The sequence below is a fragment of the Thermophilibacter sp. genome (genome assembly GCF_966187215.1).
On sequence record NZ_CBIFYV010000051.1, the window covers coordinates 1 to 12,436 of the forward strand.

Annotated in this window: 10 protein-coding genes; 4 read left to right on the top strand and 6 right to left on the bottom strand. The window is 69.0% G+C overall.

From position 1 onward, the window contains the following. Positions 1–115 precede the first annotated feature (115 nt). Positions 116–790, bottom strand: a complete 675-nt coding sequence (locus tag ACWTSU_RS04460; protein WP_455138674.1) for an RluA family pseudouridine synthase — start codon at positions 788–790, stop codon at positions 116–118. 322 nt (positions 791–1,112) lie between these two features. Between ACWTSU_RS04460 and ACWTSU_RS04465 the strand changes: the two genes are divergently transcribed. From ACWTSU_RS04465 to ACWTSU_RS04475, 3 genes are read left to right on the top strand one after another with little or no spacing between them, the layout of a single operon-like run. Beyond that, positions 1,113–2,564, top strand: coding sequence for an efflux RND transporter periplasmic adaptor subunit (locus ACWTSU_RS04465; RefSeq protein WP_455138675.1), 1,452 nt, complete (start codon positions 1,113–1,115; stop codon positions 2,562–2,564). Positions 2,565–2,566: 2 nt separating this feature from the next. Further along, positions 2,567–3,394 (top strand): ABC transporter ATP-binding protein, encoded by an 828-nt coding sequence (locus ACWTSU_RS04470; protein WP_455138676.1) that lies wholly within the window; start codon positions 2,567–2,569, stop codon positions 3,392–3,394. Then, positions 3,391–4,638, top strand: a complete 1,248-nt coding sequence (locus ACWTSU_RS04475; RefSeq protein ID WP_455138677.1) for an ABC transporter permease — start codon at positions 3,391–3,393, stop codon at positions 4,636–4,638. The genes ACWTSU_RS04470 and ACWTSU_RS04475 overlap by 4 nt, the downstream gene beginning before the upstream one ends. A 225-nt stretch (positions 4,639–4,863) precedes the next feature. Here the strand turns inward: ACWTSU_RS04475 and hisS are convergent, their stop codons facing one another. From hisS to ACWTSU_RS04500, 5 genes are all read right to left on the bottom strand, one after another. Continuing rightward, the gene (gene hisS / locus ACWTSU_RS04480) at positions 4,864–6,180 is read right to left on the bottom strand and encodes a histidine--tRNA ligase (RefSeq protein ID WP_455138678.1); all 1,317 of its coding nucleotides are present in this window, start codon (positions 6,178–6,180) and stop codon (positions 4,864–4,866) included. Between the two features lie 337 nt (positions 6,181–6,517). After that, a complete protein-coding gene (locus ACWTSU_RS04485; protein ID WP_455138679.1) occupies positions 6,518–7,966 on the bottom strand; it encodes a glycoside hydrolase family 1 protein in 1,449 nt (482 codons plus the stop codon). A 28-nt stretch (positions 7,967–7,994) separates the two neighbouring features. Continuing rightward, positions 7,995–8,372, bottom strand: coding sequence for a PTS lactose/cellobiose transporter subunit IIA (locus tag ACWTSU_RS04490; protein ID WP_455138680.1), 378 nt, complete (start codon positions 8,370–8,372; stop codon positions 7,995–7,997). Between the two features lie 74 nt (positions 8,373–8,446). Next, complete coding sequence (locus tag ACWTSU_RS04495; protein ID WP_455138681.1) at positions 8,447–9,748, bottom strand: PTS sugar transporter subunit IIC; 1,302 nt, start codon at positions 9,746–9,748, stop codon at positions 8,447–8,449. Between the two features lie 8 nt (positions 9,749–9,756). Beyond that, entirely contained in the window at positions 9,757–10,071 is a 315-nt protein-coding gene (locus ACWTSU_RS04500; protein ID WP_455138682.1) for a PTS sugar transporter subunit IIB, read from the bottom strand. A 247-nt stretch (positions 10,072–10,318) separates the two neighbouring features. Between ACWTSU_RS04500 and ACWTSU_RS04505 the strand changes: the two genes are divergently transcribed. Next, the gene (locus tag ACWTSU_RS04505) at positions 10,319–12,226 is read left to right on the top strand and encodes a BglG family transcription antiterminator (protein WP_455138683.1); all 1,908 of its coding nucleotides are present in this window, start codon (positions 10,319–10,321) and stop codon (positions 12,224–12,226) included. The last annotated feature ends 210 nt before the right edge of the window (positions 12,227–12,436 follow it).

The window sequence follows — 12,436 nt, forward strand, 5'->3', positions numbered from 1 at the left end:
TGGCGGCGCGCTACGCCGCGTGGGTCGCCGACGGGATGCCCCCGGAGGTCGCCAGGGAGTGACTTGACAGATATAGGAGCATCGTAACCGAGAAGCGCGCAGGGCCAGGGGCGGCTCAGCTGCCGAGAAGGGCCGCGGGCGGATCGGGCCACAGGCGCGCGGGCCATGCGGTCTCAAGGCGCAGGCGCTCGCCGGTCACGGGATGGTCGAGCTCCTCGCGCCACGCGTGCAGCATGAGGCCCGCCGGACAGCGCGCACCGCCGTAGAGCGCGTCGCCCACGATGGGCAGCCCGAGCGAGGCCAGGTGCACGCGGATCTGGTGGCGCCGGCCGGTCACGAGCTCGGCCAGAAGCAGCGTGCGCCCGCCCGCCGAGGCCACGCGTCGCAGGCGGGTCTCGGCCGGCTTGCCCTGGCCCGGGCGGCAGGCGCGCATCCGTCGGGCGTCGTGGCGGTCGCGGCCGACGTGCGCGCGCACGACCTTCTCGGCCCATCCCACGCGGCCCGACACCACCGCGAGGTAGGTCTTGTGCATGGCGTGGCCCGCCACCTGCGCGTCGAGCGCCGGCTGCGTGGCGCGGTCCAGCGAGAAGAGCGTGAGGCCGGTGGTCTCGCGGTCCAGGCGCTGCACCGCCTGCGGCCGGACGCCGGCGCGGCCGCGGGAGGCCAGGTGGTCGGCCACGAGGTCGGTGAGCGTGCGCGTGCCCGTACCGTCGCCGTGCACGATGATACCCGCCGGCTTGTCGCACGCGAGCAGGACCTCGTCCTCATAGACCACCGCGAGCTCTCCCATGCGTCCCTCCCCCCGCCGTCCGCGCCCCATCGGGTGCCGCTCGAATTCAGCGCGGCCCGACATCCAACATCATATACGCCGCCATTTGACACGAGCCCTCTCCGATCCTGGAGCGTCTCGATCAACCAGCTCATCTGCTCGCGCATCTGAGCGGCGCGGGCGGACGGCCGCGCGGCTCCGTTACAATTTTGTAAGCTGCGCCGCCCACCGGCGCTTTTGCCCCTCAGACGCCGGGTGCCGGCACGCGCCGCCGCGGCGCTTTGGCTACGCTCGTGTCATCTCAGCTTCGCTTCAGCCGTCGGTCCCCGACCAAGGAGGAGCCATGACGCGAGAAGACCTCGAACGGGTGCCCACGCCGGCCGACGAGGCGCCCTCCGCGAATGGCGAGAAGGACCGCGGCGCATCGTGCCCCGAGCGCGCGCCCGTGCCCGGCGACGGTGGCCTCGACCCCGACGACGACCTCGACGACGTCGAGGAGCGGCTCGCGCTCGAGTCCCTCGAGCGCCACCGCCGGGCGCGCCGCCGCAAGCGGGTCATCGGCGCAGGCGTGGCCGCGGGCGTGGTCGTCATCGCACTCGTGGCCTGGGGTGTCGCGGGCGCGCTGTCCGCCGCGCCCGCCAGCGACGACGCACTCCAGACGACGCCGGTCACCCGCGGTGAGTTCGTCGAGTCGGTGCAGGCCACCGGCACCGCCCAGCCGCTCACCTCCGTGGTGGTGACGCCCGAGGTGGACGGCATCATCGCGTCCGTGGACGTGGGTCTGGACGACGTGGTCAGCGAGGGCCAGACGCTGCTCACCATCCGCAACGACGACCTCGACCGCGAGGTCCGCCAAGCCGAGCTCGACCTGCGCCAGCGCCGCGCCGAGACGGACCAGGCGCAGCGGGCCTACAACGACGTCTACTACGCCGAGAGCAGGGACGCGGCCGCGTCGCTGCTCGTGCCGCTCGAGTCCGCGCGCCTCCAGCAGGAGATCGCGCAGGACGCCTACGACCAGGCCGTCGCGCGGGCCGCCGGGCGCACCGTGACGGCGCCGGCCTCCGGGTCGGTCGTGGTGCTGAACGCCGTGACGGGCGCCGCGGTGGGCGCGGGCGGGACCGCGGGCACGAGCGGCTCCGGCTCCGCCCCGGGGACCGCCGGCCCGCTCGTCCAGATCGCCGACCTCTCTCAGATGCGGGTCTCCGTGCAGGTCAACGAGGTGGACATCTCCCGCGTCGCCGTGGGCCAGGCCGCGCGCGTGAGCTTCTCGGCGCTGCCCGGGGTCCTTCTCGACGGGACGGTCACGCGCATCTCGACCGTGGCGTCCGCGGACGAGTACGGCTACTCCTACGGCGTGGTCACCTACGACGTGGAGGTGCTCGTCCCCGAGCCGGTCCCCGAGCTCAAGCCGGGCATGACGGCGAGCGTGGAGATCCTGCTGCAGGACGTCCCCGACGCCCTCACGGTGCCGACCTCGGCCCTCATGACCGACGACGGCGCGAGCTACTACCTCTACGTGATGACCGACCCCGAGACGCAGGCCGTGGAGCGCCGCGCCGTCACCGTGGGCGCGCAGAGCGCCTCGGAGGCGGTGGTGGAGGGCGGCGTGGCCGAGGGCGACCTCGTGGTGGTGGACGCCTACTCCGTCGATCCCTCGACCGTGGGCGCGGGCCCGGCGGCGGGCGACGTCGCCGGCGCGGCAGACCCCGACGCCGGCCCCGCCAACCCCGACGCCGTGAGCGCGGACGACGCCCCCGCCGGCGACGCCTCGACCACCGACGCCCCGGCGGCCTGACCATGACGCCCGCCATCGACATCCACGACGCCTGGCGCATCTACGAGACCGCGGCCGGCCACACCACGGCGCTGCGCGGCGTCTCGCTCACGGTGCGGCGCGGCGAGTTTCTCGCCATCATGGGCCCCTCGGGCTCGGGCAAGTCCACGCTCATGAGCATCCTCGGCTGCCTGGACCGCGCCGACGCCGGGACGTACCGGCTGGAGGGCCTGGACGTGGGCGGGCTCTCCGACGACGACCTCGCCTACCTGCGCTCCAGCCGCCTCGGCTTTGTCTTCCAGTCGTTCAACCTGCTGCCGCGCGCCACGGTGCTGAGAAACGTGATGCTGCCGCTCGTCTACACGGACGCCCCGCCGCGCGAGCGCGAGCTGGCGGCCTGGCGGGCGCTGCGCGCGGTGGGCCTGCCCGAGGAGCACTACCTCCACCGATCCAACGAGCTCTCCGGCGGCCAGATGCAGCGCGTGGCCATCGCGCGCGCCCTGGTCAACGACCCGGCCATCGTGCTGGCCGACGAGCCCACCGGCAACCTCGACACCGCCACCGGCGAGATGGTCATGCGCACCTTCCGCCGCATGCAGCGCCGCGGCAAGACCATCGTCCTCATCACGCACGACCCGTCCGTGGCCGCCTGGGCCGACCGCACCGTGCACATCCGCGACGGCCGGCTCCTCACGGACGAGCAGGAGCGTCGCTACCTCGCACGCCTCGCCGAGCGCGAGGCCGACACGGCTGGCGGCGAGAAGGACGCGCGCTCGCGCGACGGTGACGGCCCCACGTCCCTCTCGCCCGCCGCGTGGCGGGCCCGGCTGCTGGGGGTGCCCTGCCTATGAGAGCGCGCGACCTCGGCTACGAGACCCTCACCGCGCTGCTCGCCAACCGGGCGCGCAGCCTGCTCACGATCCTGGGCATCGTCATCGGCATCGCGGCGGTCATCGCCATGACCGCGCTCATCGACGGCATGCGCCAGCAGCTCGTGGGCCAGCTCGGCCTCAACGCGGCGCGGATGGTCAACATCGTGTGCTGGGCGCCCGGCAACCAGCCGCTCGACGAGGGTGACATCGAGGAGATGGCCTCCGACCTCTCCGCGGACTACGAGTTCGTCACCAGCTACTCCTACGCCAACCCCGCGAGCGTGGCCTCCCCCACCGCGGAGCGCGAGTACCCGAGCGTCATCGCCTGCAGGCCGGAGTACTTCACCGCGATGGGACTCGAGACCAGCCAGGGCCGGCTGTTCACGGCCGACGAGGATGCCGACGGCGCGATGGTGGTGGTCCTGGGCGGCAGTGCGGTGAACGACCTCTTCGGCGCCCCGGACGCCGAGGTCACGGGTCAGAGCCTGCGCATCGGCTCGGACAGCTACACCGTGGTGGGCGCGGTGCCCAACACCGCCAACTACCAGGACTACCCGATCATCTACATGCCGGCCGCAACGGCTACGACCCGCATCATCGGCCAGCAGGGCACCCTCTCGCAGAACATCGTGGGCTTTGCGCACGAGGGACTCGACATGTACGCCGTGGTCGCCGAGACCGACGCCTACCTGCGTGCGAGGTTCAACATCCCCGAGGAGGACCCGGAGAGCGGCGGCGACTCCATGACTGGCTACGTCTACGTGTCCACCGCGCAGGAGGTCATCGATCAGCTGGATTCCACGATGGCCACCTTCCGCCTGCTGGCGCTGGCCGTGGCGGGCGTCTCGCTTCTGGTGGGCGGCATCGGCATCATGAACATGATGCTCACCAACGTGACCGAGCGCATCCGCGAGATCGGCCTGCGCAAGGCCCTCGGCGCCCGGCGCGCGGACGTCACACGGCAGTTCCTGCTCGAGAGCGTGACCATCTGCCTCGTGGGCGGGGCGCTCGGGATCCTGGCGGGCTACGGCGGCGCGTGGGCGCTCGCGGGCCTGGCTGGCGGGATGCTCAGCTCGAACGGCGGCGAGCTCGTGCCCGTGATATCGCCGGGCGCGGTGGCGCTCGCCTGCGGCATCAGCGTCGGGATCGGCGTGGTCTTCGGCTGGTACCCGGCGCGGCGCGCGGCGCGGATGGACCCCGTCGAGGCGCTGCGGTACCAGTGAGCGCGCGGGGCGGGCACCGGTCCTTCTCGCCGCAAGGTCCTTCTTGCCGGCTGTCCCAAACGCGCCACCCGTCCTCAAACAACAAGCAAAATCTGACTTTTCAGGAACCCAATCGTGGGATTATATGATTATGAAATCATTTTTTGCGGGTTGTTGGGCAGGCGGCGGAGTGACGCAGCATGGAGAGAAGCCCGGGGGCATGAGAAGAGCCGGCGCGCACCGTCCCTACCCCAGGCGCGCCGCCACCGCGTCGGCGAGGCCCTCCATCGGCACCTGGACCTGCTCGTGCGAGGCCATGTCGCGCAGCGTGGCCGCGCCGGCCGCCACCTCGTCGCCGCCGATGACCACGCAGAGCGACGCGCCGAGCTTGTCGGCCTGCTTGAACTGGGACTTGAGCGAGCGGCCCTGGTAGTCGGCCTCGGTGCGCACGCCCGCGCCGCGCAGCGCCAGGCACGCGCGGAAGGCCGCGGCGCGCTCGGCCTCGCCGCCGGTGCACGCCACGTACACGCAGCCGGGCTTCTCGCCGCCCAGCTCAACGCCCTGGGCGGCCAGCGCCAGCGCGATGCGCTCGAAGCCCACCGCGAAGCCGAGGCCCGGCGTGGGCTTGCCGCCCTCGAGCTCCACGAGCCCATCGTAGCGGCCGCCGCCGCCGATGGCGCCCACGCCCGCGCCGGCGACCTCCACCTCGAAGACCGTGCGCGTGTAGTAGTCCAGGCCGCGCACCAGCGTGGGGTCCTCCTCGTAGGCCACGCCTGCCGCGTCGAGGTAGCGCTTGACGGCGGCGTAGTGCGCGGCGCACTCGTCGCAGAGGTTGTCCGGCGCGAGCGGCGCGGCGGCCATGACCTCGCGGCAGTGGTCGTTCTTGCAGTCAAAGGCGCGCAGGGGGTTGATCTGCGCGCGCTCGAGGCAGTCGTCGCACATCTCGTCGGCGTGGTCGAGGATGAACGCGCGGACCTTCTCGCGGTAGGCAGGGCGGCACGCGGCGTCGCCCATCGAGTTGATGGTCAGGCGCAGGGACTCAGGCGAGAAGCCCAGGCGCTCGAAGTACGCCATGAGCATGATGATGCACTCGGCGTCCGCGGCGGGGTCGCTCGCGCCGAGCCACTCGACGCCCACCTGGTGGAACTGGCGCAGGCGGCCCTTCTGCGGGCGCTCGCCGCGGAACATCGCCTCCGCGTACCAGAGCTTGGCCGGGGCCGCACCCTGCGGCACGAGGTTGTTCTCCACCACCGAGCGCACCACGCCGGCCGTGCCCTCCGGGCGCAGGGCCATGCGCTGGCGCGGCTTGAGGTGACTCTCGCTGCCGCGCCCCAGCACGTCGGGCAAAAGCGCGCCCGAGAACACGCGGAACATCTCCTTGCGCACCACGTCGGTGGACTCGCCGATGCCGTGGACGAAGGTGTCCACCTGCTCGATGGCCGGCGTCTCGATCATGTCGAAGCCGTACGCGCCAAACAGCTCGCGCGCCACGTCCTGCATGCGCTGCCACGCGCGCATGTAGCCGCCGTACAGGTCCTCGGTGCCCTGAACCCTCTGTGCCATCGTGCGTCCCCTCTCGGCCAGGTCGTTTTACAGCGCCCCAGTATACCGCGAGCGGCCGACCGGCCCGCCGCGGCGCGGCACGCGTCGCGCCGCGCCCCTCTCGTCGCTGCGCCCCTCTCCGACGGTCCTTCTCGCCGCCGGGCCCCAAGCCGCTCCGGTTTTGGCGACCGTGTGGAAATTAACCAGCAAAAAATGATTTCATATTCATATATTCCAACGATTGGGTTCCTGAAAAGTCAGATTTTGCCGGTTATCGCCGCAAGCCCGCGACCATGACACGCAAAACGGGCCGCCCGGCACGCAACCGGACGGCCCGCGCCCCTCTCCGCGCCAGATGCTAGAGCTCGGCGCCGTTGGTCTCGATGACGTGCTGGTACCAGGCAAAGCTGTCCTTCTTGTAGCGCCTGCCCGACCCCTTGCCGTAGTCGTCGAGGTCCACGTAGATGAAGCCGTAGCGCTTGCTCATCTCGCTCGACGAGCAGCTCACGATGTCAATCGGCCCCCACGCGTAGTAGCCGCGCAGGTCAACGCCGTCGCGCACCGCCTCGCGCATCTGCTCGACGTGCGCGCGGAAGTAGTCCACGCGATACGGGTCGTGCACGGAGCCGTCGTCCTCGAGCCTGTCATAGGCACCGATGCCGTTCTCGGTGATGTAGATCGGCTTGCCCCAGCGGTCGTAGAACTCGTTGAGCGTGAAGCGCAGGCCCAGCGGGTCGATGCTCCAGCCCCAGGGGTTGGCCGGCAGCAGCTCGTTGGAGCGGTCGGAGTTGCCGTTGGCGTAGGTCTCGGCGTCGCACACGCTCGTGTAGTAGTACGAGAAGGACATGAAGTCGGCGGTGCCGGAGCGCAGATCCTCCACGTCGCGCTCGCCGAAGCGCACGTCGATGCCGTTGTCCTCGAAGAAGCGCAGCATGTAGCCGGGATAGGAGCCGCGCAGCATGACGTCGCCGAAGAAGTAGTCGGTCTGGTTGTGGCGCATGCACGCGAGCACGTCCTCGGGCTTGGAGCTGCCGGGGTAGGCCGGGCCGCCGCACAGCATCATGCCCATCTGGAGGTCGGGGTAGGTCTCGTGCGCGTAGCGGCACACGCGCGCGCAGGCCACCATCTGGTTGTGCAGCGCCTGGTACTTGGCCTCGAGCAGGTTGTCCACCTTGTCTGCGCAGATGCCGAGCGCGTTGTAGGACTCCACCGACACCAGGTTGATCTGGTTGATGGGGATCCACAGCTTCACGCGGTCGTGGTAGCGGTCCAGGATGACCTTGCAGTAGCGCTCAAACAGGTCGATGAGCTCGCGCGAGTACCAGCCGCTGTACTTGAGCGTCAGCGCGATGGGCATCTCGTAGTGCAGGCAGGTGATCATCGGCTCCATGCCGTTGGCGCGGATCTCGTCGATGAGAGCGTCGTAGAAGGCCAGCCCCTCCTCGTTGGGCTCGGCGTCGTCGCCGTTGGGGAAGATGCGCGCCCAGTTGATCGAGGTACGGAACGTCTTCAGCCCCAGCTCGGCGAGAAGGGCGAGGTCCTGCTTGTAGGTGTGGTAGAAGTCGATGCCGTGGCGCTTGGGGAAGATCCTGTCGGTCGAGGAGAGCAGCGCCCGCACGTGCTCGGTGGTCTCCTCGCCGTTGTACTTCTGGTCCACGGGGACGTCGTTGACGAACTCGTTGATGTCGGCGAGGCAGACGCCCTTGCCGCCCTCGTCCCAGGCACCCTCGCACTGGTTGGCCGCGACGGCGCCGCCCCAGAGGAAGCCCTCGGGAAAGCCGCTCGGAACCACGGGCCTCTTGCTCATGTCGCCTTCCTTTCTGCTCGCTGCCGCGCTACTTGCCCTGCTCGAGGGCGCTCAGGCGGCGCTCGTAGGACTCGAACACGCCAAGGAGCTGCTTGGCCACGATGATCTCGCTGTAGATGGTCATCAGGGTGTCCTGGGCGTGGGCGAACAGCAGGCTGTACTCCTGCTTCTCGCCGCGGATGGTGGCCTGGATGTCCTCGGTCTGGATGTGGTGCGCAGCCACGATCTTCTCGTCGGCGGTGGCGACGGCTGCGCGGGCGCCCTCGATGTCTCCGGCGGCCACGAGCTCGTAGGCGCGCTTCACCTCAACGCGGGCGTCGCCGGCGAACATGATGATCTGCATTGCGTCTTGGGAGACCTTGTCCAGCTCCTCGTCGTCAAAGGTGGTCTCGGTGGAGTCAGTCATGGCTGATGCCTTTCTCTTGGAGGGATGGGAGGGCCCGGCCGCGCGCGGCGGCCGGGACCCGGGTGTGGAGGCCGCTAGTCCTCGTCCTCGGCGGCGAGCTGCGCCTCCTGCTCGACGAGCTGCTTGTCATAGACGCGCAAGAACGGCATCCAGATGACAAAGGACAGGGCAAAGATGACGAGCATGAGGACGATGCCCATGACCGAGCCGGTGGTGAGCCACGTCGCGATGGGGAACGGGCAGTACCACATGTTGAAGAGCATGTCGGGGATGGGAGCCAGCGGGATGATCTTGGTGAGGATGAAGCTCACGAGCGGCAGGACGATGCCGTTGAGCCACATCGGCAGCATCATGATGGGGTTCCACGCCACCACGCCAAAGACCACGGGCTCGTTGATGTTGAACACAGAGGGAACGATGCACGCGCGACCGAGGCCCCTGAGCTGCCCGGACTTGCACATGAAGGCCATCATGAGCACGAGGGACATCGTGCAGCCGATGCCGCCGATCCACAGGTAGCCGGAGTAGACGAAGGCGTCGGTGAGCGGCGCGAGCGTCGCGGCGCTGGCCTCGCCGGCCTGGACGAGGGCGATGTTGGCCTCGGCGTTGGCGAGGAAGATCGGGGTGATGACCGGGGTGAGCACCCACGAGGAGATGCCCATCGAGTACAGGAAGCAGAAGAGGAACAGGATGAAGACGAAGCCGAACGGCGTGTTGGCGATGTTCTGCAGCGGCATGAACAGGTCGACGATCATCTGGTAGAGGTTGAGGCCGAGGAAGGCGGAGTCGGTGAGCAGCCAGGCAACGACCACGATGATGCCGATCGGCAGCATGGAGTCAAACCACGCCTTCACGAAGTCGGGCATCACGGAGTCCTCGGAGAAGAACGAGAACTTGCCGAAGGCGCTCATCACCAGCGCGGCGACCACGCCCATGACGATCGCCACGAACATGCCGCCCGCGCCCATGCCGCCGATGCCGGAGATGCGCGCAAAGGTGATGGCGTCCGTGCCGAGCGCGGCCGTCTGGTCGGCCACGAACTGCGTGTTAAGGGACATGAGGAACAGGATGACGCCCGCGATGCCGCCGTTGATGCGGGACTTGTGCAGGCCCTTGGCCTCGAGCACGTTGAACGGGACGAGGAACGCCACGAACAGCGACACCATGCCGAACGTCCAGCCCTGGGGCGTCCAGAAGTTGGGCCAGCCCTCAACGAAGTTCTCCGGGATCGTCAGGAGCGAGAAGATCGAGCCCAAGAAGATCAGGGGCAGCACGTTCATGACGGAGTTCTTGATCGAGGAGATGTAGGTGTTCTGGACCAGCTTGTTCATCTTGGGGGCAAAGCTGCCCTCGAGCCACGAAATGAGCTTGTTCATGGGTCCCCCTACTTCTCGCCGAGGTGCTCGAGAAGGTCGTCGAGGGCGGCCTCACCGTTGAGCATCGAGTAGTACGACGGCTTCATGAGCAGCACGGTGACGTTCTTGTCGCCGTACTTGTTGCTGATCTCGTCCACCAGGTACTTGAGGTGCGGGCCGACCATGATCACGTCGACGTCGTCGATGTAGTTGGGGATCTCCGCCTCGCTGCGCGCGGTGACGCTCATCTCGAGGCCGCGCTTCTTGGCCGCCTTGCGGATGTTGACGGCCATGAAGCCGCTGCTCGCGCCAGATCCGCAGACGAGAAGGACGTTGTGAGCCATGGGACGCTCCTTTCGCTTGCGACGGACGTGCCGCCGCTCCGGTGTCCCCCGCGGTGAGGGCCCTTCGTCCGCGGGTTTTGATGGCTCTGTTTTCGCACAGCGCCCGGGCACCGGCCAGTCAGCCTCGTTCCGCCCCGCGGAAAGCCGGGGGCGGCAGGGCGGCTTCCGCCGCGAGGAACGAAGTTGACTTGGAACCGCTCGGCGGCCCCCGTATCATCCGGTTACATCTGGAGGTAGGAGCTACAAGATGACCGAGAACGAGCGGCGCCTCATCGGCGCGCTGTCAACTGACACGTGGACGCCGGCCGCGGACGTGGCGCGCGTGCTCGGCGTCACCACGCGCACGGTGCGTAACTATGCCGCGCGCCTCAACAGGCAGGCACCCGAGGGCGACCCGATCGTCGAGTCGTCGCCCCGCGGCTACCGCCTCACCCGCGCCGCATCCCTCCCCCTCGCCCGTGGCGGCACGGACGACCTCTCCACGCTGCTCATCGGTCGCCTCGTGGCCGCGCGCGAGCCGCTGGGTGCCTACGACCTCGCCGACGAGCTCCACGTCTCTGACTCCACGCTCGCCCGCGCCCTGCGCGAGGCACGGGGGGCGGTGGCGCCGTTCAGCCTCTCGATCGACATGCGGCGCGGCCGGCTCTCGCTTGTGGGCACCGAGCTCGACAAGCGCCACCTCATGGCGCACCTGCTCTCAGCGGAGAGCTCCCAGAGCTTCCTCGAGTTCGCGCAGGGCAGCCTGCTCAGCCGCCCCTACGACTCAACGGCCGTGGCGCGCGTCGTGGAGCGCGCGCTGACGGAGCAGAGGCGCACCTTCAACGACTACGGCCTCAGCAACATCGTCATGCACGCGATCATCATGACCGAGCGCTCGGGCGGCGCCGGGCTTCTCGACGAGGGCGTCGACACCGGCGAGATGCGCGGGACCTCGGCCTGGCGCGCGGCGCAGACGGTCTGCCGGGCGCTGGACGAGCTCGACGCGGGCGCCGCGCGACTCGCTGAGCGCGACGCGGAGGTCTACTACCTCTCGCTGGTCATCGCGTCCAACAGCGTCTCGCCGAGCGGCTGGATGGTCGAGAAGGACAACATCTCCGAGTTCATCGAGACCGAGGTGGTGAGCCTGTCGCGCGAGACCGTGGCGGCGCTCGAGCGGGCCTACGGGCTCGAGCCCTTTGACGAGGGGTTCCAGGTGCGCCTGGCCGTCCATCTGCACGGTCTTCTGCAGCGCTCGCGCTCGGGGAGCTTCGTGCGCAACCCGCTGGCGGCCGAGACCAAGCAGAAGTACCCGCTCTACTACGACATGGCGGTCTTCGTGGCAAGCGAGGTCACCCGCCGCACGGGACTGACCGTCAACGAGGACGAGATCGCGTTCCTCTCGTTTCACATCGGCGGCTACTTTGAGATCCGCCCGCCCGACGCGCTGCGCGTGACCTGCGCCTTCCTCTACCTGGGCTACCACGACATGCAGTCAAAGGCGCTCGAGCGCATCCGGAGGCGCTTCGGAGACGCCATCTCGATCGTCGTCGAGGCGTCGGCGCTGACCGTTGACGCGGAGTCGCTCGCCTGCGACGTGGTGATCTCCCCGGTCCCGGTGGAGGCGCCCCAGTCCGGCGCCGTCGTCATCGTGGACCCCTTCGTGTCCGACGCGGACCTCGACGCCATCGACGAGCAGGTGCGCCTGGCCCACGCCCGGCGGCGCGGCGCCGAGCTCTCGAGCGCGCTCCACCGCTTCCTGCGCCCCGAGCTCTTCCGCCGCAACCTCTACGCGGACAGCGTCGAGGAGATGGTTCGCCAGCTGGTGGACGAGTGCGTCGCCCTTGACCTCTGCGCGCCGTCGTTTGCGGACGACGTTCTCGCGCGAGAGAAGCTCTCCTCGACGGCCTTCTTCAACCAGATTGCCATCCCCCACTCCATGACGCCCTCGGCGCACCGGTCGTTCCTCTCGATCGTGGTCAACGACCAACCGATGCCCTGGGGCGACCAGGAGGTCCGCATGGTGATGCTGCTCGGGCTCAGCGAGACCGACCGCCGCTCGTTCCGCCTGCTCTTTGACAGCCTCCTCGAGGCGCTGAGCGAGAGCGCCAACGTGGCCGCCCTTCTCGACAGCTCCGACTACGACGACTTCGTCGCGCGCCTCCTCAACGTGATCTGACCCGCGTGCGGACATGCCGCGACAAACAACCCGCAAAAAATGATTTCATAATCATATAATCGCTGGATTGGCTTCCTGAAAAGTCAGATTTTGCGAGTTAATTGAAGAAAGAGCCGCGACCCCCGACATCGCCGCGCCATCCCACCCCGACAAGGGAAGCCGCCTGAAACGGCCGGCCCACCGCCTCCTAAGCGAGAGTTCCGCGAAGCG

Excerpts from the sequence above, each read along its gene's own strand:
- ACWTSU_RS04460 (WP_455138674.1), bottom strand. The coding sequence starts at position 790 with ATGGGAGAGCTCGCGGTGGTCTATGAGGACGAGGTCCTGCTCGCGTGC.
- ACWTSU_RS04465 (WP_455138675.1), top strand. The coding sequence starts at position 1,113 with ATGACGCGAGAAGACCTCGAACGGGTGCCCACGCCGGCCGACGAGGCG.
- ACWTSU_RS04470 (WP_455138676.1), top strand. The coding sequence starts at position 2,567 with ATGACGCCCGCCATCGACATCCACGACGCCTGGCGCATCTACGAGACC.
- ACWTSU_RS04475 (WP_455138677.1), top strand. The coding sequence starts at position 3,391 with ATGAGAGCGCGCGACCTCGGCTACGAGACCCTCACCGCGCTGCTCGCC.
- hisS (WP_455138678.1), bottom strand. The coding sequence starts at position 6,180 with ATGGCACAGAGGGTTCAGGGCACCGAGGACCTGTACGGCGGCTACATG.
- ACWTSU_RS04485 (WP_455138679.1), bottom strand. The coding sequence starts at position 7,966 with ATGAGCAAGAGGCCCGTGGTTCCGAGCGGCTTTCCCGAGGGCTTCCTC.
- ACWTSU_RS04490 (WP_455138680.1), bottom strand. The coding sequence starts at position 8,372 with ATGACTGACTCCACCGAGACCACCTTTGACGACGAGGAGCTGGACAAG.
- ACWTSU_RS04495 (WP_455138681.1), bottom strand. The coding sequence starts at position 9,748 with ATGAACAAGCTCATTTCGTGGCTCGAGGGCAGCTTTGCCCCCAAGATG.
- ACWTSU_RS04500 (WP_455138682.1), bottom strand. The coding sequence starts at position 10,071 with ATGGCTCACAACGTCCTTCTCGTCTGCGGATCTGGCGCGAGCAGCGGC.
- ACWTSU_RS04505 (WP_455138683.1), top strand. The coding sequence starts at position 10,319 with ATGACCGAGAACGAGCGGCGCCTCATCGGCGCGCTGTCAACTGACACG.